General features: G+C 39.5%; 25 protein-coding genes and 1 pseudogene. 25 read left to right on the forward strand and 1 reads right to left on the reverse strand.

Translation table 11 applies throughout. The features are described from left to right. Positions 1–5: 5 nt before the first annotated feature. The 13 genes and pseudogenes from NSS81_RS14425 to NSS81_RS14485 all read left to right on the forward strand — a co-directional run bounded on the left by NSS81_RS14425 (position 6) and on the right by NSS81_RS14485 (position 8,042). Positions 6–308 (forward strand): BMC domain-containing protein, encoded by a 303-nt coding sequence (locus tag NSS81_RS14425; protein ID WP_342429381.1) that lies wholly within the window; start codon positions 6–8, stop codon positions 306–308. Next, positions 305–568, forward strand: a complete 264-nt coding sequence (locus NSS81_RS14430) for a EutN/CcmL family microcompartment protein (protein ID WP_342429382.1) — start codon at positions 305–307, stop codon at positions 566–568. Before NSS81_RS14425 ends, NSS81_RS14430 begins: the two co-directional genes overlap by 4 nt. 31 nt (positions 569–599) lie before the next feature. Further along, a pseudogene (locus tag NSS81_RS14435) lies at positions 600–1,508 on the forward strand (4Fe-4S dicluster domain-containing protein); the annotation flags it as partial. Continuing rightward, on the forward strand, positions 1,497–1,910 hold the full coding sequence (locus NSS81_RS14440) for a hypothetical protein (RefSeq protein ID WP_342434029.1): 414 nt from the start codon (positions 1,497–1,499) through the stop codon (positions 1,908–1,910). The pseudogene NSS81_RS14435 and the gene NSS81_RS14440, both read left to right, overlap by 12 nt. A 2-nt stretch (positions 1,911–1,912) precedes the next feature. Next, positions 1,913–2,461 carry a BMC domain-containing protein gene (locus NSS81_RS14445; protein ID WP_342429383.1) on the forward strand — a complete coding sequence of 183 codons (549 nt, stop codon included), beginning with the start codon at positions 1,913–1,915 and terminating at the stop codon, positions 2,459–2,461. 45 nt (positions 2,462–2,506) lie between these two features. Next, a complete protein-coding gene (locus NSS81_RS14450; RefSeq protein WP_342429384.1) occupies positions 2,507–3,166 on the forward strand; it encodes a cupin domain-containing protein in 660 nt (219 codons plus the stop codon). A gap of 12 nt (positions 3,167–3,178) precedes the next feature. Further along, positions 3,179–3,781: a BMC domain-containing protein gene (locus NSS81_RS14455; protein WP_342429385.1), complete on the forward strand. Its 603-nt coding sequence runs from the start codon at positions 3,179–3,181 to the stop codon at positions 3,779–3,781. 24 nt (positions 3,782–3,805) lie between these two features. Continuing rightward, positions 3,806–5,329, forward strand: coding sequence for an acetaldehyde dehydrogenase (acetylating) (locus NSS81_RS14460; protein ID WP_342429386.1), 1,524 nt, complete (start codon positions 3,806–3,808; stop codon positions 5,327–5,329). A gap of 39 nt (positions 5,330–5,368) precedes the next feature. Next, the gene (locus NSS81_RS14465) at positions 5,369–5,986 is read left to right on the forward strand and encodes a phosphate propanoyltransferase (protein ID WP_342434030.1); all 618 of its coding nucleotides are present in this window, start codon (positions 5,369–5,371) and stop codon (positions 5,984–5,986) included. A 41-nt stretch (positions 5,987–6,027) separates the two neighbouring features. After that, on the forward strand, positions 6,028–6,321 hold the full coding sequence (locus NSS81_RS14470; RefSeq protein WP_342434031.1) for a BMC domain-containing protein: 294 nt from the start codon (positions 6,028–6,030) through the stop codon (positions 6,319–6,321). 22 nt (positions 6,322–6,343) lie between these two features. Then, a complete protein-coding gene (gene eutM / locus NSS81_RS14475) occupies positions 6,344–6,640 on the forward strand; it encodes an ethanolamine utilization microcompartment protein EutM (protein WP_342434032.1) in 297 nt (98 codons plus the stop codon). Between the two features lie 363 nt (positions 6,641–7,003). Further along, positions 7,004–7,306 carry a hypothetical protein gene (locus NSS81_RS14480; RefSeq protein ID WP_342429387.1) on the forward strand — a complete coding sequence of 101 codons (303 nt, stop codon included), beginning with the start codon at positions 7,004–7,006 and terminating at the stop codon, positions 7,304–7,306. Positions 7,307–7,478: 172 nt separating this feature from the next. Then, positions 7,479–8,042, forward strand: coding sequence for a tyrosine-type recombinase/integrase (locus tag NSS81_RS14485; protein WP_342429388.1), 564 nt, complete (start codon positions 7,479–7,481; stop codon positions 8,040–8,042). Positions 8,043–8,101: 59 nt separating this feature from the next. On the opposite strand, the gene NSS81_RS14490 is transcribed toward NSS81_RS14485, so the two are convergent. After that, the gene (locus NSS81_RS14490; protein ID WP_342429389.1) at positions 8,102–8,794 is read right to left on the reverse strand and encodes a universal stress protein; all 693 of its coding nucleotides are present in this window, start codon (positions 8,792–8,794) and stop codon (positions 8,102–8,104) included. A 201-nt stretch (positions 8,795–8,995) separates the two neighbouring features. On the opposite strand from NSS81_RS14490, the gene NSS81_RS14495 reads away from it, so the two are divergent. The 12 genes from NSS81_RS14495 (at position 8,996) to NSS81_RS14550 (ending at position 22,355) form a co-directional block, all read left to right on the forward strand. Then, complete coding sequence (locus tag NSS81_RS14495; protein WP_342429390.1) at positions 8,996–11,413, forward strand: Na+/H+ antiporter subunit A; 2,418 nt, start codon at positions 8,996–8,998, stop codon at positions 11,411–11,413. Beyond that, positions 11,397–11,822, forward strand: coding sequence for a Na(+)/H(+) antiporter subunit B (locus NSS81_RS14500; protein ID WP_342429391.1), 426 nt, complete (start codon positions 11,397–11,399; stop codon positions 11,820–11,822). Before NSS81_RS14495 ends, NSS81_RS14500 begins: the two co-directional genes overlap by 17 nt. After that, entirely contained in the window at positions 11,822–12,160 is a 339-nt protein-coding gene (locus NSS81_RS14505; protein ID WP_342429392.1) for a Na(+)/H(+) antiporter subunit C, read from the forward strand. Before NSS81_RS14500 ends, NSS81_RS14505 begins: the two co-directional genes overlap by 1 nt. Beyond that, positions 12,153–13,643, forward strand: a complete 1,491-nt coding sequence (locus tag NSS81_RS14510) for a Na+/H+ antiporter subunit D (RefSeq protein ID WP_342434033.1) — start codon at positions 12,153–12,155, stop codon at positions 13,641–13,643. The genes NSS81_RS14505 and NSS81_RS14510 overlap by 8 nt, the downstream gene beginning before the upstream one ends. A 23-nt stretch (positions 13,644–13,666) precedes the next feature. Beyond that, complete coding sequence (locus NSS81_RS14515) at positions 13,667–14,146, forward strand: Na+/H+ antiporter subunit E (RefSeq protein WP_342429393.1); 480 nt, start codon at positions 13,667–13,669, stop codon at positions 14,144–14,146. Next, positions 14,143–14,427: a Na(+)/H(+) antiporter subunit F1 gene (locus tag NSS81_RS14520; protein ID WP_342429394.1), complete on the forward strand. Its 285-nt coding sequence runs from the start codon at positions 14,143–14,145 to the stop codon at positions 14,425–14,427. The genes NSS81_RS14515 and NSS81_RS14520 overlap by 4 nt, the downstream gene beginning before the upstream one ends. Continuing rightward, entirely contained in the window at positions 14,405–14,758 is a 354-nt protein-coding gene (gene mnhG / locus NSS81_RS14525; protein ID WP_342429395.1) for a monovalent cation/H(+) antiporter subunit G, read from the forward strand. The genes NSS81_RS14520 and mnhG overlap by 23 nt, the downstream gene beginning before the upstream one ends. 103 nt (positions 14,759–14,861) lie before the next feature. Continuing rightward, positions 14,862–16,328 (forward strand): YdiU family protein, encoded by a 1,467-nt coding sequence (locus NSS81_RS14530; protein WP_342429396.1) that lies wholly within the window; start codon positions 14,862–14,864, stop codon positions 16,326–16,328. Positions 16,329–16,502: 174 nt separating this feature from the next. Next, positions 16,503–18,242 carry an ABC transporter ATP-binding protein gene (locus tag NSS81_RS14535; protein ID WP_342429397.1) on the forward strand — a complete coding sequence of 580 codons (1,740 nt, stop codon included), beginning with the start codon at positions 16,503–16,505 and terminating at the stop codon, positions 18,240–18,242. Then, the gene (locus NSS81_RS14540; RefSeq protein ID WP_342429398.1) at positions 18,239–20,041 is read left to right on the forward strand and encodes an ABC transporter ATP-binding protein; all 1,803 of its coding nucleotides are present in this window, start codon (positions 18,239–18,241) and stop codon (positions 20,039–20,041) included. Before NSS81_RS14535 ends, NSS81_RS14540 begins: the two co-directional genes overlap by 4 nt. 370 nt (positions 20,042–20,411) lie before the next feature. Continuing rightward, on the forward strand, positions 20,412–20,855 hold the full coding sequence (locus NSS81_RS14545; protein WP_342429399.1) for a HEAT repeat domain-containing protein: 444 nt from the start codon (positions 20,412–20,414) through the stop codon (positions 20,853–20,855). Between the two features lie 270 nt (positions 20,856–21,125). Beyond that, positions 21,126–22,355: an alanine--glyoxylate aminotransferase family protein gene (locus NSS81_RS14550; RefSeq protein WP_342429400.1), complete on the forward strand. Its 1,230-nt coding sequence runs from the start codon at positions 21,126–21,128 to the stop codon at positions 22,353–22,355. The last annotated feature ends 51 nt before the right edge of the window (positions 22,356–22,406 follow it).

Consider the following 22,406-nt stretch of genomic DNA (forward strand, 5'->3'; position numbering starts at 1 on the left):
TTATCATGGATCTTCGAATAATAAAATCCCCATCCGAGGGTACATTAGATATTCTTATGCGGCGCATTGGTACTAGTCTCAATAAGAAAATGGAATGTATGGATGCGATCGGACTAGTGCAGGGAAAAATGATTGAAATGATTTTTGCTGCCGATATAGCTGAAAAGGCAGTTGGAGTTCAGGTAGCAGATGTTAGAGGCAGCTGCCCTCAGAATATGATTTTAATTGCCATTTTTGGCGATACTTCATCCGTTGAATCAGCATTGCAGGAGATTAAACGGAAGTGGGAAGAAGGTAAAGTGCGATGATTACCGCAAAACTCATTGATACTGTATGGGCAACAAGAAAAGCAGAATCACTTAACGGCTTAAAGTTTATGCTGGCGGAAGTGATTGGTGGCCTAAATGAGGGGCAGCGCCTGATTGTCGTAGATATCATAAGTGCCGGTATCGGAGATAGGGTTATTGTTACTACAGGCTCATCGGCTCGCAAAATGCTGGGTGATGACTCAATACCTATTGACGCGGTTGTTGTAGGTATCATTGATGAAGATTGTAAGTTTAAGTGATTAGGGTGGTGCAAAATTGAGTCTTCTAGATTTGGTAAAAGAAGCTGGCATTGTCGGAGCAGGAGGGGCAGGATTCCCTACTCATGTAAAATTAGCCGCAAAGGCAGAATATATCCTGCTTAACGGTGCTGAATGTGAACCACTTTTAAGAGTGGATCAGCAATTAATGGAGCTGTTTCCCGGTGAGATTATTAAAGGCTTTGAAGCCGCAGGAAAGCTTGTAGGCGCAAGTAAAGCACTGATAGGTATTAAAAGAAAGCATAAAGAAGTAGTTTCTATTTTGAAAGCGAAGATTAATGCGTTACAGCTTGGGGACTTCGTTGAGGTAAAAGAGCTTGAGGATTTTTATCCTGCAGGTGACGAACAGATTTTGGTGTACGAACTAACGGGGAGAATTGTCCCCGAAGCAGGTATTCCCATTCAGGTTGGATGTGTAGTAATCAATTCAGAAACAGCTTTAAATATTTACAATGCAATGATGAAAGAGCCTGTTACGGAAAAATATATCACGGTTGCAGGAGATATACCTAAGCGCTTGACCGTAAAGGTTCCAGTGGGAACACCGATAATAGATGTGTTGAAGCTAAGCGGTATCGATAATTTTGAAGGGTATGCCGTTATTGATGGAGGTCCTATGATGGGGCCAGTCTTGAGCAGTTTAAATGGATTTGTGACAAAGAAAACAAAGGGATTAGTCATTTTAAAAAAGCAGCATAATCTGATTCGAAGAAAATCAATTAGTATGGAACAGGCAATGAGAGTGAATAAATCTTGTGAACAATGTCGTATGTGTACGGACATGTGTCCTCGTTATTTGCTTGGGCACAACATGCAGCCACATAAGATGATGAGGGTAACAAACTATGCATTGGAGGATGTGGAAGATCAGAAGAGTGCCTATCTTTGCTCCCAGTGTAATTTATGTGAATTGTTCTCATGTCCAATTGGAATATATCCGAGGAATGCCAATCAGTCTATTAAACAGAAATTAGTTGAAAAAAATATTCGATATACTATGGTGCAGACAACATTCACTGCCCGCAAAAACCGTAAATTCCGCTTTGTTCCAAGTAAGCGTCTTACGGCTAGATTGGGCTTGTATGGTTATGACAAACCGGCTCCATTGACAGACATTACACTAAAACCAGAGCTTGTATATATTGCAAAAAGCCAGCATGTCGGGGCTCCGGCAATTCCAGTTGTTTCCGTTGGTGATCACGTAGCCGTTGGACAGCTGATTGGAAGAATTCCTGAAAACAGTTTAGGAGCCGCAATTCATGCAAGCATTTCTGGAACAGTTGTGGAAATCGAAAATGCTTTTATTGCAATAAGGAGGGACTAAAAATGTCGAATGCAATAGGGATGGTTGAATTTACAAGCATTGCTCGTGGTATTTATGTGGCAGATCAGATGGTAAAGATATCTAATGTGGAAATCATTACAGCTGCTTCTACTTGCCCAGGTAAGTATATTGCCATTGTTCATGGTGACGTTGCATCCGTTCAGGATTCAGTAGCAATAGGTGAGCGGATGGCAGAAGACTATTTAGTTGATTCTCTTATCATCCCTAATGTTAGTCCTGCGGTATTTCCCGCAATAACGGGCACAACCATGCCTGATAGAATTCAGGCTCTGGGAATAATAGAGTCCTTCTCCTTGGCAACGATGATTTTAGCTGCGGATGCTATTCTAAAGACTGCTGATGTTCAAGCACTTGAACTTCGTTTGGGAAATGGAATAGGAGGCAAGGCATATTTTACTTTTACCGGTGATGTGGCTGCGGTTGAAACGAGTATTGAAGCAGGAAAGGCAGTAGCAGAAGAAAAAGGTTTGTTGGTAAATGCAGAGGTTATAGCATCGGTATCCGACAGACTAATCCCATGTTTATTTTAAGATCTTCTATATTATTAGAATTTAATGCTGAAGGGAGGTGAGGGTATGAGGAAGTTAATCTGTATAAAAGATGTTGAAGCATTTGAAAAGCAGGGGCAAAAGATAGTTTATATTGAAAGCAATACGATTATCACTCCGGCAGCCAGAGATGCTGCAAAAGTATCCGGAATCGAATTTTCTTACGAGAAAAAAGCCTGTGAAAGCATTTCACCTGTCCATGAGAAAACCGGCACTGGTGAAATTGACAGTAATATGATTTATGCTGTGCTCAAGTCCATGATGGATAAAGGACTTCTAAAAGGATTATTAGACAACATACCTGTGCTGCCATATCAAGCTGAGCGTGATTCGGGAGGATTAAAGGTAGTTAGGGGTAATTCAGTTAAGTTTGATGTGTTTGATACTGGAAATCCTAACGATAAAGTATTTTATCAGGAAGTAATTAGTAAAGAGGATTCCTCCATGAGTGCAGGATTTTTAACGATAGAAAAATCCAGCTTTGAATGGGAACTCTGTTATGAAGAAATTGATTATGTAATAGAAGGTACGTTGACGATATCGATTAATGGAAAAACCTTCACAGCGTATCCTGGAGATGTGGTCTATGTACCGTCAGGCTCTAAGGTAATATGGGGTTCACCGGATAAGGTTAAACTTTTTTATACTACATATCCAGCTAACTGGTCTGACACGATGCAGAAGTAAGGAGGTGGATAAATGCAGGCACTTGGATTAATCGAGACAAGAGGGCTCCTTGCTGCAGTTGAAAGTGCTGATGCAATGCTAAAGGCAGCAGCCGTTACCCTTATAGACAAGACCCATGTTGGAGGAGGTCTTGTATCCATTGCTGTCACCGGTGAAGTAGCTTCCGTACAAGCTGCAGTAGAAGCCGGTACAGCAGCAGTAAGACAAATCAATAACGAATTGCTGATATCTTTCCATGTCATTCCACGTCCTCATGATGAAGTGGCTGGTCTGTTGAGTGATGTAAAATCGCCTGAGAATGAGAGAGGTCAGTTATTTGAACCGCTGAAAGCTGAAACAAAAGAGGAAGCAGAAGTGGAGAAAACAGAAGTCGAAGAAAAAGTGACAGTAGCAGATAGGGAAAAAATAAATAAGAGTAAGATCGATTCTATCGTTCTTAAATATGGGTTTGTAGAAGCCTTTGAGTTTCTGAACAGCCTTAAAGTAACAAAACTTCGAACTATTGCTCGCGAATATAAGGACTTAAGCATCGCGGGAAGATTGATTTCAAAGGCAGATAAGAAAAAGCTGCTGGCAGTGTTTGATGAATACTATTCTACTAAACAACTAGATTAATAGAAAAGGGAGGGGAATCCTCTAATGGAAAATTTTGATTACGATTTAAGATCCATACAATCAGTAAGAAATCTTGCACAAATGGGAAAAACCGCAGCCGATCAAATCGCAGAATATACAGAAGAGCAGATTGATAGAATCTTGCGCAATATGGTAAAGGTCGCCGCAGAAAATGCCGTTCAACTAGCGAGAATGGCGGTTGAAGAAACTGGTTTTGGTAAAGTTGCAGATAAGACTTATAAAAACCACTTGGCCTCTACTATTTTGTATAAATCGATTAAGGATATGAAAACGGTCGGTGTGGTTCGAGAAAATCTAGAAGAAAAAATAATGGATGTGGCAGAACCGGTTGGTTTAATTATGGGGATCATTCCTTCAACGAATCCAACCTCAACAGCTATTTATAAAGCGATGATTGCCATTAAGTCACGGAATGCCATTGTATTTTCACCGCATCCATCTGCAGCAAAATGTACGATGGAGGCAGCAGTTCTGATGAACAAGGCAGCTGAAGAGGCAGGTGCTCCTGCGAACATTGTTGGCTGTATTTCCTTACCAACCATGGATGCAACAAATGAGTTGATGAAAAGCAAAGAAGTGAAGATGATTATTGCCACTGGCGGACCTGGGCTGGTAAAGGCTGCGTATAGTGCAGGAAAACCTGCTTTGGGTGTTGGTGCAGGTAACTGCCCGGCCTACATTGAGAGAAGTGCGAATGTTAAACAGGCTGTTACAAATATTTTAGCCAGTAAGACCTTTGATTATGGCACCATTTGTGCTTCTGAGCAATCTATCATTGTGGAGGAGTACAATCGCGAGCAGGTAATCGTAGAATTAAAAAATCAGGGCGCCTATTTTATGAGTCCGGAAGAAACTTCTAAAGTCTGTGGATTGTTGTTTAAAAATGGACATGCCATGAATGCAAAGTTTGTAGGAAGATCACCTCTGGTGATTGCAGAGGCAGCAGGATTCTCCATTCCGGAAAATACAACCGTTTTAATAGGCGAACAGCACGGGGTCGGGTCTAGTGATCCACTATCCTATGAAAAGCTGACATCCGTACTGGCTTTTTATACAGTAAAGGATTGGCAGGAAGCTTGTGAACTTTGTATTAAGTTGTTGCAGAATGGCATTGGCCATAGTATGAGTCTTCATACGGAAAATAGAGATATTGTCATGAAATTTGCAAAGAAACCAGCAGCACGTATTTTAGTTAATACGGGAAGTACACAAGGAGCTACCGGAGCAAGTACTGGACTTATGCCTTCTTTTACACTGGGATGTGGTACCTGGGGTGGAAGTTCTATCTCTGAAAATGTCAGCCCAATACATTTGATCAATATCAAACGAGTGGCATACGGATTAAGAGATTGCAGCACTTTAGCTTCAGCGGATCCAACATTCAACTATCCTGAGCTTGAATGTGAAAAGAGTGTTGAAAGTGGCTCTGAAACTACCTCTTCCTATACATCACAGATTAATATCGCTGATAATGAACAGCTTTTAAAGCTGATCAATGAGTTAGTGGTTGCGATGAAGAGGGGGTAAGCTAAAATGGAAAAACATGAGGATGTCCTGAAACTTTTGATGGAGGCACTGCAAGAACATATCACCCCAACAGAAGTGAAAGAGGATACTTATGATATTCCGGTAGGAGTTTCTAATCGGCATATTCATCTATCCAAAGAGGATTTAAACCATTTGTTCGGAGAAGGATATCAGATGTCAAAACTAAAAGACCTGTCACAGCCTGGTCAATATGCGTGTAAGGAAACAGTAACCATTTGCGGACCTAAAGGCGCGATTGAAAAGGTTAGAATTCTTGGACCTGTACGCAGTAAGACACAGGTGGAAATTCTTGAAGGAGATTTCTATAAGCTTGGGAAAGTGACAGAACCTAGATTGTCTGGCGATTTACAAGGAACCCCTGGAATCACCTTAGTGGGTCCAAAAGGTTCCGTCCAGACTAAAGAAGGTTTGATTGTTGCTCAAAGGCATATACACATGACCCCTGAAGATGCAAAGCGTTTTGATGTTCATGATGGTCAGGTTGTGTCTATTGAAATAAAGGGTCCACGAGGCGGCATTTACAAAAATGTTGCTGTTCGAGCAAATGATTCATCTCTTCTCGAATGTCATATCGATATTGAAGAGGCAAATGCGATGAATGTTAATTCGTTAACGAAAATTAAACTAATAAAATAAAATTAATGGAGGTATGAAAAGTGAGATTCGATGCATTAGGAATGATAGAAACAAAAGGTTTAGTAGGAGCTATTGAGGCTGCAGATGCAATGGTTAAAGCAGCAAATGTTAATCTAATTGGTAAAGAACTAGTTGGCGGTGGTTTGGTAACGGTAATGGTAAGAGGTGACGTAGGTGCAGTAAAGGCAGCAACTGATGCTGGAGCTGCTGCAGCTCAACGTGTTGGTGAACTGATTTCTGTCCATGTTATCCCACGTCCACATGCAGAAGTTGAAGTTATTCTTCCAGTTGAAAAGGTAGAAAAGGTAGAAAATGAACCTGTTTTAGCGAAATAAAATAAAAATATTGGAGGTAAGAATTATGAAATATGATGCATTAGGAATGGTTGAAACAAAGGGTTTAGTAGGAGCTATTGAGGCTGCAGATGCAATGGTTAAAGCAGCGAATGTTTACTTGATCGGTAAAGAACATGTTGGCGGTGGTTTGGTAACGGTAATGGTGAGAGGTGATGTAGGTGCAGTAAAGGCAGCAACTGATGCTGGAGCCGCTGCAGCTCAGCGTGTTGGTGAACTAATCTCTGTTCATGTCATCCCGCGTCCACACGCTGAAGTTGAAGTTGTACTTCCTTCAGGTGGAATATCAAAGAGTCTGTAAATTAAGTTGAATCAATAGGAATTACACTGATCTTGAGAAGTACAGACTATAGTTATGTCATTTAGTTTATCTGGAGTGTATTTCTCAATTCATTAATAAAGAAAGGCAACTTCCGTAAAGTTGCCTTTTTCCTTTTGAGTAATATAAACATGAACTTTTAAACTAAATCCCTTTATGAGATAATAAGATTGATATGTTTTTTCATTGAATAGGAAAACTATATATTTTTTAATGGAGAGCCTGTCACCAAGGGATAATTAAGTCCTTAATAGAAGACCTTTCTTATCTAACCAATAAAATTACAGCCATCTGTTTGATAGCAATTAGCCGGAGATAAAGAGAAATCAAAGGAGGCAGTCAAACATGAACATCCTATATGCAGTAGTAGCTTTAACTTATATAATGATCCTAGTTTTGGCTTATGGCATTACAATTTTAACAAAAATGGATGAAGAAAAAAGCGAGAAAATAATAAACAAAGCTTTTAATAATGCATTTTCTATCCTTGCTTTTGGTTTGCTCATCGTCTATAGCCTTTTTGTACTTCCACATATCACCCTAGATAATCAAACCACTTCCTATCTAATTCTAGCAAGCAAATTTATTTCAGTATTTACACTTGGCGGCAGTCTCTTTGTCTTAAAAAGAAAAAGATGTAACCAATGAGTTCCCTTCAAATAAAAAGGCAGCCCTTAAAATAGTAAAGGGGCTGCCTTTTTTTATTATGCATTACCTTTGTCAAAGTGGTACACCCTGTAATTAAGCATAAAACATAATTGTAATGTTACTTAGTGCATGATAAAATATGTTTATGTAACCTTATCTAGGAGGAAATCCTGTGGAGTTTGTCGACCCTATAAAGGATATTGAAAGTATCAATGCAATAAAAATGATATTAAGGAAACAATCACAACGAGATTTATTGCTATTTGTTTTTGGGATTAATACGGGAATAAGAGTAAGTGATTTACTTTCACTAAAGGTTGACGATATTTGGGATGGAGCGAAGATCAGGGAATTTTTATATTTAAAGGATACGAATGACGAAGAAGCAAGTGTATACTACATAAATTCTGCCATCCAATCTGAGTTAAAGAATTACCTATATAGTTATGAGTTTAATGAAAGTGATTTTCTATTTAAGTCAAAGAAGAATAATCAACCGATTACTCGACAGCAAGCCTATCGAATCATTAATAAAGCGGCCAAAGAGGTTGGGATTCCAGGGAAAATAGGGACACACACACTAAGAAAAACCTTTGGGTATCATGCCTATCGAAAAGGTATTGCTATTTCAATCCTAATGGAAATTTATAATCATCACGCTCCTTCTGAAACATTAAGATACATAGGGATAAATAAAGATGAGAAGCGTCTCATTAAAGTGGATGTAAATTTATAGTTAGATTTTAGAAGTGAAACACAAAACAAAAAACCTCCACCATAGGGGGAGGTAATATTTTATAAATAATCATCTTCAGGGGTTAAGTTTGTATCCATTTCAACATTTTTAAATTCATTGACGATATCCTCGTTCACCTGGACTTGTAATGTTTCTTGGTCCTTCATAAATTTGAAAATACCATTATTAAAGTCAGTTCCAAATTCCTTGAAAAATATCCCTTCAAATTCCACATTCTTCGTATACTTGAAGATGAGGCGGTAGTCCTCGTGCTCCTTAACAAGGTATGCACGTACTCCCTTTTCGAAATTCCTATCAGGGTTTTTAAGATAACGGGCAACGGAAATAATATGAAGGTCCACAAAAGGTATTTCACGCAGTAAAGAGTTTATAATAGACCCTTTTGCAATTTGCTCCCAACGACTCTGTGCTGTTTGACCGAGAATAATCTGTGTAATATTTTTTTCTCTGGCAACCTCGGCAATCACTTTTGATATCGGTCTTTTTTCATTATCTTTAATAATAAATGCATCCGCACTATGTTGATCAGCTAATTGTTTCCATCTTGTAATATAATTCGTCTTTTCAGCATCCAATTCATCAAATGGCGTAGGGTCAACGGTGAGTATGAATAGAGGGCAATCTAGCATATTTGCAATTTTACAGCCTCGTTGAATGAGACGTTCCCCATTTGGACCATAATATACGCAGACGAGGATGCTTTCGTCCATACGTACCTTTGTTTTCTTCATTGATTTTTCACCTCGGGTTAAATGTGAATTAACACAAGCAAGTACTTTACTTTAAACTATGTATGACTATAACTCATGCCACACTTTCAGTCAATCTATTTATAAATATCTCGATTTGAGATAAAGCTAGTGATAATGGGGATTCAATTACTTTGAAGACCGTTTATTTTTTAAAAACACTTCATGAAGGAGGGGGCACATTTGTCTTGGTTACACACAATGATTTTAATGCCATTTATTTTTGCAATACTCGTACCGTTTTTCTATAAGAAATTCACGCCGCGCATTCATACGGGCTGGTTTGTTCTATTTGTACCGTTGTTGATCTTTATATACTTGTTATCATTTATTCCCCAAATTTCCAAAGGGAATACTGCCTACACTACTATTCGATGGATTCCTTCCTATAATATTAATTTCACTACTTATATTGATGGATTAAGTCTTGTATTCGGGCTATTAATTGCAGGAATCGGTACGCTTGTTATCCTATATTCTATTTTCTATTTGTCGAAGCATCGTGAAGCGCTTCATAATTTCTATGTGTATATTCTAATATTTATGGGAGCTATGCTTGGATTAGTGTTTTCTGACAATATTTTTGTCTTATATGTATTTTGGGAAATGACCAGTGTATCTTCCTTTCTCTTAATAGCGTATTGGTATGAACGTGAAAAATCACGGTATGGTGCACAAAAGTCGATGTTAATTACGATCTTTGGCGGGCTGGCGATGCTTGCTGGTCTCATCATGCTTTCGATGATGTCGGATACCTATAGTATTCGTGAAATGGTGAGTAATGTTGATGCGATTGGCTCACAATCATTGTTTATCCCAGCAATGGTTTTGGTTTTAATCGGTGCCTTTACAAAGTCTGCGCAATTTCCATTTAGTATCTGGTTACCGGATGCAATGGAGGCGCCAACCCCAATAAGCGCTTATTTACACTCAGCTACAATGGTAAAGGCGGGCATCTATCTAGTTGCCCGGCTAACTCCAATTTTTGGCGGATCTGCTGAATGGTTTTGGATTGTATCGGGAATAGGGATTGTTACTTTATTATATGGCTCTGTGAATGCAGTGAGGCAAACAGACCTTAAGGCTTTACTAGCTTATTCAACAATTAGTCAATTAGGATTGATTATGAGCCTGCTTGGTTTAGGGTCGGCTTCATTATATTACGGGGGTGGGGATGAATCCTCATTATATGCAGTCGCTATATTTGCTGCAATATTTCATATGGTGAATCATTCCACGTTTAAAGGTTGTCTATTTATGGTCGTAGGAATCATTGACCATGAGACGGGTACTCGTGATATTCGGCGACTAGGCGGACTGATGCATCTAATGCCAATAACTTTTACACTTACCGTAATCGGCAGCTTTGCAATGGCGGGACTTCCTCCCTTCAATGGTTTTTTGAGTAAGGAGATGTTTTTTACGGCTGTATTAAATGCTTCAGACATGACTGTATTTAATATGGAGAATGTAGGATTAGTCATTCCAATCATCGCATGGATTGCGAGTATATTTACATTTATTTACAGTATGATTCTTGTATTTAAGACCTTTAGGGGGAAGAATAAGACAGAAAAACTTGGCAGAAAGGTGCATGAAGCCCCGATTGGCATGTTAATTTCTCCCTTAATTCTAGGTGCCGCAGTCATTATTATTTTCTTCTTTCCAAATATCATTTCACATTATCTATTAAAACCAGCATTGTTTTCTGTTCTGCCAATGCTTGCTCAAACAAGTGAGTTTGATGTGAAAATAACCGCTTGGCATGGGTTTCAACCCGAGTTATTTATGACTTTAGGAGTAATCGCTGTTGGCACGCTTATGTATATTTCTTTAAGGAAATGGTATCGATTATATCATTTTTATCCAGAAGCCCTAACGTTAAATAATATATATAATCTCGGATTAGAAAAAATGGAAAGTATATCTCAATCAATAACAAATAAATATATGACAGGATTCATTCGCGATTATCTTGTGTATATTTTTTCATTTATCATCCTAATCCTTGGTGGGGCTTTGTGGTTATTTGATGGATTTTCCTATGATCCTTCGATGGATGCACCTGTAAATTTCTTTGAAGCGGTATTAGTCCTTGCGATGGTTACCTCAGCCTTAGCCGTTCTATTTTCAAAAAATAGAATCACTTCCATTGTGGCTGTTGGCGCATTAGGCTTTCTCGTCTCATTTTTCTTCGTTTTATTTCGAGCACCAGATTTAGCACTAACTCAATTGGTGGTTGAGACGGTAACAACGGCACTATTCTTATTATGCTTCTACCATTTGCCTCAATTGAAGAAGGAGGTAAGTAGTATAGGGTTCAAGGCGGTAAATGCTCTTATCTCTATTGGTGTTGGTGTGATTGTTACACTCGTTGCCCTTTCTGCAAATGGAAATCGTCTTTTTGAATCCATTTCGGGATATTATGAGAACTCTTATGAATTGGCTGGCGCAAAAAATATCGTTAATGCCATCCTCGTTGATTTTCGTGGCTTTGATACGATGCTGGAGATTCTCGTATTAACGATTGCTGGTCTAGGGGTGTATACATTGATCAAACTAAGACTACCAAGGGGGAATAAAAATGAAGGAACCAAATGATGTGATCATACGAAGTGTCACAAAAGTTGCAGTAGTTATCATCTTTACTTTTGCCATTAATCTTTTTGTTTCTGGCCATCATTACCCAGGCGGCGGATTTATTGGTGGTCTGACATTTGCTTCAGCTTTAATACTATTATTTCTGACATTTGATATTGAATCCGTCCGCAAAAATCTTCCATTTGATTTTAAAGTTGTGGCAGCAATCGGAGTATTGATTGCTGTTCTAACAGGAGTTGGCGGAATGATTCTGGATGAGCCATTTTTATCGCAGGCCTTTGGTTATTTTGATATTCCTATATTTGGTAAAACAGAACTTGCAACCGCCGTCCTTTTTGATGTCGGGGTAGCCTTAGCGGTTATTGGCACAGCCGTCACAATTATTATGAGTATTGGTGATGATCGATAATGGAAACGTTGATGTCTATCCTTGTTGGAATATTATTCGCAATTGGTATTTATTTAATTTTGGCTAAAAGCCTATTAAGAATCATTTTAGGAACATCAATCCTCGGACATGGTGTTAATCTACTGATTATCACCATGGGCGGCTTAAAAAAGGGTGGTCCACCGCTGCTGGGAATAAAGGATTTAACCTATGCTGATTCATTGCCGCAAGCCCTTTTATTAACCGCAATCGTAATCAACTTTGCTACAACGGCCCTTTTTTTAGTACTGAGTTACCGTGCATATAAAGAAATGGGCACGGATGATACGGAGCAACTGAGAGGTAATAATGATGAATAATCTGGTTATATTGCCGATAATTATTCCAGTATTAACGGGAATGGTTATGGTGATCTTTAGAAAAAGTATTAACTTACAGAGGTTTTTGGGAGTCTTTTCAACAATTGCAATCTTTATTGTTGCCCTTTTCTTAATTAACCAAAATAAATTAAAGGGCATTCAAACCCTTCAATTAGGCGGCTGGGAAGCGCCGTTTGGAATAAGTATGGTGGCGGATATGTTTTCCTCTCTACTTATTTTGGTAACGAGTATTGTTGCATTTTGTTGTTTATTATATGCGTTTCCCTCTATAGGTCATGAGCGAGAGGTCTACTATTTTAACCCCCTCTTTTTGTTTCTTATTGCAGGGGTTAATGGTTCGTTCCTAACTGGAGATGTGTTTAACCTTTTTGTCTGTTTCGAAGTCATGTTAGTTTCTTCCTATGTGTTAATCTCCTTAGGGGGAACAAAGATACAGCTTAGAGAGTCGATAAAATATATATTGATTAACATACTATCTTCCTTCCTTTTTCTTGTTGCGATCGCTTTTTTATATGCAATGACAGGCACCCTGAATTTTGCTCATCTCTCTATTCGTGTAGCAGAGGTAGGACAAGAGGGCCTTATGACTGCGATTGCCATTCTATTTTTAGTTGTTTTTAGTTTAAAGGCAGGTCTTTTTCTATTCTTTTGGCTTCCTGGTTCGTACAGTGCTCCTCCAACAGTTATATCGGCTATTTTTGCAGCATTGTTAACCAAGGTTGGAATCTATGCAATTATGCGGACTTTTACACTTGTCTTTTATCATGATCCAGATGTTATTCATTTGTTAATTGGTATTTTGGCAGCAGTAACGATGCTTTTGGGGGCAATTGGTGCAGTTGCGTATGGAGATATTAAAAGAATTTTAACTTATAACGTAATTGTAGGTGTGGGATTTATTTTAGCAGGTGTTGCTTCATTCACTACAGCAGGCATGACGGGATCTATTTACTATTTGATTCACGATATGATTGTAAAAGCACTTATTTTCCTTTTAGGAGGAACAATTATCCATCTAACTGGTACTAGTAAGTTAAAAGAAATTAGTGGCCTTATTCGACTACACCCGCAATTAGGATGGATGTTTTTTATTGCGGCATTATCACTTTCGGGTATTCCGCCATTGAGTGGTTTTCTCGGGAAAATATTTATTACAAAAGGGACCTTTGAAACGGGATACTTTTGGTTAGGCGGGATTGGACTTATTACTAGCCTTATGGTTTTGTATTCAATTATGAAAATTTTTATGAATTGCTTTTGGGGTTACACAGACTTAACGGAAGAAAAAGAGAAGGGGACAACGAAGGGATTGTTGTTACCGATAGGTATCCTTACCATGTTAACCATTGCACTGGGATTAGGTGCAGAAGGAATTCATGAATACGTTGACCTTGCAGTTAAAGGATTAATGAATCCGAGCACATATATTGAAGCTGTTTTAGGAATTAATCCAAGACAATAGTTCAATGGAAAGGGGTGGTATCAATGCCCATGCAAGTATTAATCAATTTATTAATTGGCGTAATATGGATGTTCCTTCAGGATCATTGGAGTGTATTAACCTTTTTTAGTGGTTACTTATTTGGATTATTGGTGCTTTTTATTTTACGCAGATATTTTCCTACTAAGTTCTATATAGTCACATTGCTTGCCATAGTTAACCTTTTTATTGTGTTTATTTATGAGTTGGTTACCTCAAGTGTTGCAGTGATTCGAGAAATCATTCGTCCCAGGATAATTATTACTCCAGGAATTTTTACGCTTGAGACAGATTTAGAGGGAGACTTAGAGGTTACCTTACTCGCTTTGTTATTAACACTGACCCCAGGTTCTGTTGTCGTAGAAGTATCATCGAATAATAAACTATTTTATATTCATGCGATGGATATCCCAGAGTCAAGTGAGGCTGTTCTTCGTTCACAAAGTAAATTTGAAAAGGCTATAAAGAAGGTGACTCGATCATGATCCACGGAATTTTAATTTTTTCTTTATTATTTCTTAGCTTCGCTGTTTTTGCTACTATTTTTCGGTTGGTAAAGGGACCTTCGGCTCCAGATAGGATACAGGCACTTGATGCATTAGGAATAAATTTGATTTCAGGTGTGGCTGTTTTTTCCGTAATACTAAGAAACACAAATTTTTTTGAAGTCATCCTGCTAATTGGGATACTTTCCTTCATCGGAACGATTGCCTTTGCCAGATTTATTGAAAGAGGTGTTGTCATTGAGCGCAAACAATCCGAGTGAACTAATTGCCGTTATTTTAATATTGATTGGAACGATTTTCAGTTTTTTAAGTGCGATTGGATTGATTCGGTTTCCTGATATATATACTCGAGCTCATGCTCTTTCTAAAGGTTCTACTATGGGTGTTCTTTTTACTCTTGTCGGTACGTTTATTTTTTTCTTGTTAGAAGGATATTTTAGCATCAAATTATTTCTAGGTATATTCTTTGTGTTTCTAACCGCACCTGTTGCAGCGCATGTTATTGTCCGTGCGGCATACCGTTCAAATGTAGAACTTGCAAAAGAAACGGTTCAAGATGACTTGAAAGAAGCAATAAGGGAAAAAGGATAAATTAATTCTTTAATTAAATTTTGGTTAATTAATGTAACGAGTGATTATCATATAAATTAATGAATTAGAACATACAATTGACAAAAGGTGTAAAGGAGATTCGATGACAAAGAATATGAAAATAGGATGGAACTTTGAAAACAGTTATGTTCGTCTGCCGAAATCATTTTTTACCAGCCAAAACCCAACCCCTGTAAGCACACCTAGGTTAATCATTTTCAATGATACGGCTGCAGCATCCCTGGGTCTGAATGCTAAGGAGCTAAAAGGCGAGAAAGGGGTAGCTTTCCTGGCTGGAAACAAGATACCAGAAGGCGCTTCTCCTCTTGCTCAGGCTTATGCGGGACATCAATTCGGCCATCTAAACATGTTAGGGGATGGGCGGGCGATACTACTAGGCGAGCAGATTACCCCTTCAGGTGAACGGTTTGATATTCAGTTGAAAGGTCCAGGAAGAACACCTTATTCCCGTGGAGGCGATGGCCGTGCAGCACTTGGACCGATGCTCCGCGAATATATCATTAGTGAGGCCATGCATGCGCTTGGCATTCCTACAACACGCAGTCTTGCAGTAGTAGCAACGGGAGAGCCCGTTTTTCGTGAAACCGAACTGCCTGGTGCGATTCTGACGCGTGTGGCCGCTAGCCATCTTCGGGTTGGCACCTTTCAATATGCTGCAGGGGCGCGACCGGTTGAGGAACTGCAGGCGCTGGCTGACTATACAATAAAGCGTCATTTTCCAGAGATTGAAGCCGATAAAAGCCGGTATCTTTCACTCCTTCAAGAAGTAATCAAGCGTCAGTCCTTACTGATTGCTAAGTGGCAATTAGCTGGTTTTATCCATGGTGTGATGAATACCGATAACATGACCATTAGCGGAGAAACGATTGATTATGGTCCTTGTGCCTTTATGGATATTTATGACCCCGCAACGGTTTTCAGTTCCATTGATAGGGAAGGACGCTATGCCTATGGCAATCAGCCGAATATTGGCGTGTGGAATCTTGCGCGATTTGCCGAATCGCTCTTGCCGCTGCTGGCTGAAGATCAAGAGCAGGCAGTTACACTTGCTCAAGATAAACTCGCGGATTTTTCGAAATTATTTAAATCCTATTGGCTTGAGGGAATGAGGGCAAAGCTGGGAATCCTTAATGAGGAACCACAGGATGAATCACTGATTGAAGGACTTCTCGATTTGATGCAGAAGAATCGTGCAGATTATACCAATACCTTCCGTGCTTTAACTTTTAATAAACTAGAGGATTTGGATCTGTTTGGGATACCAGAATTTGTTCAGTGGCATAAGCAATGGCAGGAGAGACTCGGGAGACAGCAGGAATCGAAGGACTCGTCACTTCAGTTGATGAGGAATAGCAATCCTGCGGTAATCCCTCGGAACCACCGGGTAGAAGAGGCGCTGGATGCGGCAGTGAAGAACGAAGATTATAGCGTAATGGAAAAACTTCTTGAAATTCTTAAAAATCCTTATGCTCACTCACCTGAACAGGAGGATTACACTGCACTGCCTGAAGAATCAGCACTTCCATACAGAACATTCTGTGGTACATGAAATACCTTTTTAGTTGAAAAATAATAAGACAAAAATAATGCTGCCATTAATAGGGTAGTATTATTTTTTTATGCATATTTTTTACATCTGCAACTATTACTAGAATAGTTTTCAATAATTAATGAATATTTTTACTGTTTGTAATATAATAAAATTTTGCGAGGAGGTTAAAAAATGAACTTATTGAAAACGACAGTGATGCATTTTAAACCATATTGGAAAAGATTGTTGCTTGCCTTGATTTTTTCACTAGTGGGCGGTGCATTCACAGTTTTACCACCTATACTGGCAGGGAAACTAGTCGACGTGGTAATAACGGGGAAAGAGATCAGTTTATTGCTATGGATTGTCGGAGGTGTACTCGTCGCTTTCTTAGGAAAGGCGCTTTTTGAGGCGATGCAGGAATATGTACAGGTTAAAATCGGACTCGATGTAATTACTGATATGCAAATTCGGGCATTTAAAAAATTGCATCGCACACCGATGTCGTTTTTTACAACCACACCAAGAGGGGATATGTTATATCGGTTAACCCATGATGTGGAATCGATTCAAAATTTGAACAATACGGTCGTTCCCCGTATTTTACAGCAGGTCATTGGTGCGGTTGCAGCATTTTCTGCCGTCTTTGTTATGTATTGGCCGGCAGCCATTGTGATGTTTGTCGTGTTTGCCATCTATATTTTACCGTCCTTTAAACTTGGAAAAACGATGAGAAAAATGAGCGCCGTCCAAAGGGAAATGAGCGCGGATATGTATCATCATTTACAAGAAAGTATTGAAAGCACTAGATTAGTAAGGACCTTCCAAACTCAAAAGGAAGAAGTAGAAACACAACGTAGAAAATTGACTGATTGGAAAACCTATTCGATTCGTGCAGCATTGATTGGAAAGGTCAACTGGCGTCTGGGAAATTTATTCAACATAGCCACTCCAGGGGTGGTTATGTTAATTGGAGGTTACTCCATTTGGGCTGGGGAAATTACCATTGGAACGTTGGTAGCTTGCCTTAGTTTTATTCCTATTATGTTTATGCCCGTTCGCTCACTGGCTGAAAATGCTTTGACCATACAACAGGCAATTCCGGCTTTGCAGAGACTTTATGAGTATTTCGATTTACCTGAAGAGCATGAAGAAACTCTTCCTTCTTTTGGTGTGGTAGAAGGAAGGATAGACGTGGAAAATATCTGGTTTACTTATCCTTCTAACGATAAAAAGATTTTAAAGGGGGTTTCGCTTTCACTTGAGCCGGGGAACCATATTGGTATTGTTGGTACAAGTGGGGGCGGGAAAAGTACACTTATCCAGATCTTATTAGGACTGTATGAACCTGAAAAAGGTACGGTCCAAATTGATGGAAAAGACCTTTTCTCCTATAATCGCAACAGCCTTAGGCAACAGGTGGGAGTAGTTTCACAGGAAACCTTTCTATTAAATAGTACACTACGGAATAATCTTCTATATGGAAAAATGAATGCCACCCAAGAAGAGCTAGAGCGAGCAGTTGAAGCAGCTGGGTTAAAGGAATTGATTGAATCCTTAGAAGATGGGTATGAAACAGTGGTCGGTGAACGTGGCTTGAAACTATCTGGTGGCCAGAGACAAAGGGTAGCGCTAGCTAGAGCTATTCTACGCCAGCCGCCGGTTTTGATTTTTGATGAAGCAACATCATCTTTGGATGGAGAAACAGAGGAAAAGGTTCAAGAATCTCTTGAACAATTAATTCCCGGAAGAACAACGATTACGATTGCTCACCGGTTAGTGACGGTCAGAAATGCTGATAACATTCTCCTTCTAGATCAGGGGATGATTGCTGAACAAGGAACACATGAAGAACTGCTCGCGCTTAGGGGACAGTATTTTGAACTATACAAAGCCCAGTATAGCGAGTTGGAAAAGGAGATGATTGGATGAGTGCAAAAACTATCTCCCAAAAAAAGAAGAATCGTGATGGCAGAAGGGTACTAGATTTTTTAAAACCCTATAAGAAATGGGTAATTGCTGATTCCATTGTCATTGCCATCAGCCAAGTCTTTTCTGCATTAATCCCAACCCTAGCTCTTAGCTGGCTTATTGATACAATTATTCCAGGTGAAACCTCGAGCTGGTTATGGGGATTAATGTGGCTGTTAGTCTTTGCGGCAGTCATGGATTTAGTCATGATGGTCATCGATGAATATTTTTGTCACCAAACAGCCAAAACCGTGACCAATTGGCAAAAGCTTCGTCTTTTTAGCCATTTACAAGTGTTGCCCTATTCCTTTTATCACAACAATTCATCAGGGGAACTGCTGGCACGAGTCTCGGATGATCCGGATACCCTTCACAATTTTCTTGCGTGGGAAGGGTCAACCTTCATGGCAAGTGTCCAGGGTGTTTTTATTTACAGCCTTGTCCTTCTATGGATCCACCCTTATTTAATGATTACCAGTGTGATTCTAGGAGTGGTTTTCTATTTAGCCTCCAATTATGTCGGTGCAAGGACGAGGGCAGCTTCTGCTAATGCAAGGCAAGAGGCTTCCCGCTATCTTGAAAGACTAAGAGAATCTGTTACTGGAATTCATTTATCACGGGTTATGGGTGTTTCTGATAACGAGGTCGAAAGTGTAATTTCGATTAGGGACTCTTTCGTAAAACATTCGGTAAGTGAACTAAAGGCAAGAATGCAATCGGTAGTCGTTATTGCAAGCTATAACGGTTTTGCTTTAGGTTTAGTCTATTTAATAAGTACTCTATTAATTTGGAACAATGGGTTAACAAGCGGACAAATGATGACTGCGGGCGGATTAGTTACGATTGCCGCCAACGAAATGCAAAGGCTGCTCCGCAACTGGCTTTCTGTCCGGAGAACAGGACCAGCTCTTGATCGTTCAGATATTCTTCTTTCGCAGCCATCGTCGGATGCAGAAACACAAAAGGGTGTAATCGGCGGAAGGGCAAGTGGCACGTTAAGCCTAAAAGAAGTAACCTTTGCGTATCCAGGAAAAGAAGAAAATGTACTGTCAGGTGTTTCTTTTCATATTCAAGCAGGTGACAAAGTGGCCTTGGTTGGCCCAAGTGGTTCGGGAAAATCCACCATCGTCGACTTGCTATTTCGATTATATGATACTAAAAATGGCCAGATTGATGTGGATGGCAGAAGCATTACCGAATGGGATACAGCTTGGCTGCGGTCACAAATAGCAATGGTCACTCAGGATGTTCAACTGCGGAACGGTACTTTAGCGGACAATTTGAGAATTGGAAAGCCAGATGCTACGGATGAAGAATTACTGAAAGCATTAGAGGATAGTGGTTTGGGTGAGTTGATTGAAAGTCTCCCAGAAGGATTGAATACAAAGGTTGGCGAACGAGGTAGCCTCCTTTCCGGAGGACAGAAGCAGCGACTTTCGCTGGCAAGGGCCATCCTAAAAGACGCTCCAATCCTTATTCTTGATGAAGCAAGTTCAGCTCTTGATCCAATCACAGAAACAAAAATTAATGAAGCTGTATTGAAAACAGGAAAGAAACAAACGATCTTAATTGTTTCACATCGTCTTTCCACGGTTCTTTCAGCAGATAAAATAATTGTTCTCGAAAATGGAACAATTGTTGAAGAAGGCGCACATACGGAGTTACTAAGTAACCGGAATGGTGTCTATTCAAGGCTGTTTGGTAGAGAAGCTGAAATCGGAGAAGAAACAATGAATGAGACAAATATCCAAGTAATTTAATGAAATGGAAAAAAGCTCAATCTTAAATTGGATTGAGCTTCTTTTCTTTTGTTCAAGCGAAACATATAATTCTTTCAAAAGAGAATAATAAATGTTATATTAATGCAACTTGAGACGTTTTTATTAAAAGGCTGTTTTAAAAGATTGTTTCTTCGAGAAAAATTCATATAAATAGCTAAACTAGCAGTTGATATACACGAAGACTCTTGCGGGAAGAGCAAGTCACGGGAGACCCCGCAGGAGCATTGCTCAGAGGAGGCTCCCGGACTGCCCGCGGAAAGCGAAGTGTATATCAACTGCGGTGGTTTTAGCAACAAACTATACGAAAACAGCCTATTAAACATAACAAAGTAGAAGGAGTTTGAAACGTTTGAAAAATACTGAAGAAAAAAGCAATTTACCTGAGAATTATGAGGAATTAAAGAAGCAAGCCGGCAGAACTTCTAATTGGAGAGAACGTTTAGATGCTGTTGAAGAGCTGGGTAAATGGAAGAGCAAACAAACAATTGATATACTGAAGCGAATAATGAACAATGACACTGTCTATAAAGTACAAGAGGCAGCATATCGAAAACTGAAAAAACTTGGTGAAGATGTCGAAACACCGCCTAGAAAAAAGGGCGATTTGGTTAAGGATGTTAATAAAATTTTATTAAGAATAAAGAAAAGCTTGCCAGAGGGTCATGGCTATGAAGAATTCAAAGAGAAGCTAAAGAAAATGCGACTGGATGTCTTTGATACATATGAGGGTGACAAAGGGCCAGACTTTGATCAGTGGCTTGAGAACATATGGGCAACATTACAAAAAAAGTAGGATAACTTCCAGAGGACAGTGCAATTCTAAATAGAATTAGCACTGTTTTTGGTTCAGGACAAGCATCCTAGCTCATTGGGTGTAAAAATAATTTAGAATATTTTGTACATATTGCATGAATAAAGAACAAAATTTTATTCGTGTCAAACAATGACTTCCGGGTAGGAATTACTTAATATAGAAATATTACTTTAAAGTTTATTCCCTCCTGTAGGAGTTTGAGTGCTGATAGAATGTTATACCAACTATCTTATGAAAAGGAGACAATAAATGAAATATAGAGACCTCAATACCTCAAACAGAACGATTATGACACCAGGACCAGTTGAGGTGGAACCGCGTGTACTACGCGCAATGGCCACGCCTATCCTTGGACAGTTTGATCCTGAATTTACACATATTATGAATGAAACGATGGAAATGATTCGTGAGCTATTTCAGACAGAAAACCAGTGGGCATTTCCGATAGACGGGACCTCACGTGCTGGGTTAGAGGCGGTTCTAGGGAGTATGATTGAACCGGGAGACAGAGTTCTAATTCCTATATATGGACGTTTTGGGCATCTGCTTACCGAAATTTCGGAACGGTACGGAGCGGAAATCTATACTATTGAAACAGAGTGGGGAACTGTTTTTAACCCACAGGAAGTTATTAGTGAAATGGACCGTGTGCAGCCAAAGATTGTCGCAATGGTTCATGGAGAAACCTCAACAGGCTGTATGCAGCCGTTAAAGGAAGTTGGCGAAGCATGTCGAGATCGTGATATTTTCTTTGTTGTTGATGCAGTTGCAACGATAGGCGGGGTAGATGTAAAAGTGGATGAATGGAAGATTGATGCAGCCATTGGAGGAACACAAAAATGTCTATCCGTGCCATCAGGACTTGCGCCAATCACTTTTAATTCTCGTGTGGAGGCACTTCTTTTACAGCGGAAAAAGATTGAGAAAGGGTTAATTGAGCCTGGTTCAAATTCGATCGTACAGACTAGGACCATCCGCAGTAATTACTTTGATTTAAGTCAATTGATGGATTATTGGGGTCCAGCCCGTTTGAATCACCATACAGAAGCAACTTCGATGCTATATGCACTGCGGGAAGGTTTACGGATTGTCTTGGAAGAAGGGTTAGAGAACCGGTTTGAGCGGCATAAAATGAATGAAACAGCCCTAGTGAATGGGATTCAAGCAATGGGCTTGACCTTCTACGGTGATCCAAGTTGTAAAATGCCGGTGGTTACTTGCATTGAAATTCCGGATGGAATCGATGGTGAATCCGTCCGTTCTATGCTGTTAAATGATTTTGAAATTGAAATTGCTAGTTCCTTTGGAGCATTAAAGGGGAAAATTTGGAGAATCGGTACGATGGGCTACAGCTCCCGAAAGAAAAATGTACTCCATGTTCTAGGGGCTCTTGAAGCAGTACTTGTGTATCATGGCGCTGAAATTCAAATAGGTCAGGCTGTTAGAGCGGCATTGGAAACGTACTTGGATGAAAGATAAAAAAGCAAGCAGACAAAGTCTTTTGACAAGTCTGCTTGCTTTTTTTCTTAG

Origin of the sequence: Neobacillus sp. FSL H8-0543 (genome assembly GCF_038592905.1) — a bacterium.
In the GTDB taxonomy this organism is placed as follows: Bacteria; Bacillota; Bacilli; order Bacillales; family Cytobacillaceae; genus Neobacillus.

Bases quoted from the DNA above. Each gene is read 5' to 3' on its own strand.
- NSS81_RS14455 (WP_342429385.1), top strand. From the start codon at position 3,179: ATGCAGGCACTTGGATTAATCGAGACAAGAGGGCTCCTTGCTGCAGTT.
- NSS81_RS14530 (WP_342429396.1), top strand. From the start codon at position 14,862: ATGACAAAGAATATGAAAATAGGATGGAACTTTGAAAACAGTTATGTT.
- NSS81_RS14535 (WP_342429397.1), top strand. From the start codon at position 16,503: ATGAACTTATTGAAAACGACAGTGATGCATTTTAAACCATATTGGAAA.
- NSS81_RS14510 (WP_342434033.1), top strand. From the start codon at position 12,153: ATGAATAATCTGGTTATATTGCCGATAATTATTCCAGTATTAACGGGA.
- NSS81_RS14430 (WP_342429382.1), top strand. From the start codon at position 305: ATGATTACCGCAAAACTCATTGATACTGTATGGGCAACAAGAAAAGCA.
- NSS81_RS14450 (WP_342429384.1), top strand. From the start codon at position 2,507: ATGAGGAAGTTAATCTGTATAAAAGATGTTGAAGCATTTGAAAAGCAG.
- NSS81_RS14520 (WP_342429394.1), top strand. From the start codon at position 14,143: ATGATCCACGGAATTTTAATTTTTTCTTTATTATTTCTTAGCTTCGCT.
- NSS81_RS14445 (WP_342429383.1), top strand. From the start codon at position 1,913: ATGTCGAATGCAATAGGGATGGTTGAATTTACAAGCATTGCTCGTGGT.
- NSS81_RS14500 (WP_342429391.1), top strand. From the start codon at position 11,397: ATGAAGGAACCAAATGATGTGATCATACGAAGTGTCACAAAAGTTGCA.
- NSS81_RS14470 (WP_342434031.1), top strand. From the start codon at position 6,028: ATGATAGAAACAAAAGGTTTAGTAGGAGCTATTGAGGCTGCAGATGCA.
- NSS81_RS14460 (WP_342429386.1), top strand. From the start codon at position 3,806: ATGGAAAATTTTGATTACGATTTAAGATCCATACAATCAGTAAGAAAT.
- NSS81_RS14515 (WP_342429393.1), top strand. From the start codon at position 13,667: ATGCCCATGCAAGTATTAATCAATTTATTAATTGGCGTAATATGGATG.
- NSS81_RS14540 (WP_342429398.1), top strand. From the start codon at position 18,239: ATGAGTGCAAAAACTATCTCCCAAAAAAAGAAGAATCGTGATGGCAGA.
- NSS81_RS14480 (WP_342429387.1), top strand. From the start codon at position 7,004: ATGAACATCCTATATGCAGTAGTAGCTTTAACTTATATAATGATCCTA.
- NSS81_RS14550 (WP_342429400.1), top strand. From the start codon at position 21,126: ATGAAATATAGAGACCTCAATACCTCAAACAGAACGATTATGACACCA.
- NSS81_RS14425 (WP_342429381.1), top strand. From the start codon at position 6: ATGGATCTTCGAATAATAAAATCCCCATCCGAGGGTACATTAGATATT.
- NSS81_RS14505 (WP_342429392.1), top strand. From the start codon at position 11,822: ATGGAAACGTTGATGTCTATCCTTGTTGGAATATTATTCGCAATTGGT.
- NSS81_RS14490 (WP_342429389.1), bottom strand. From the start codon at position 8,794: ATGAAGAAAACAAAGGTACGTATGGACGAAAGCATCCTCGTCTGCGTA.
- NSS81_RS14465 (WP_342434030.1), top strand. From the start codon at position 5,369: ATGGAGGCACTGCAAGAACATATCACCCCAACAGAAGTGAAAGAGGAT.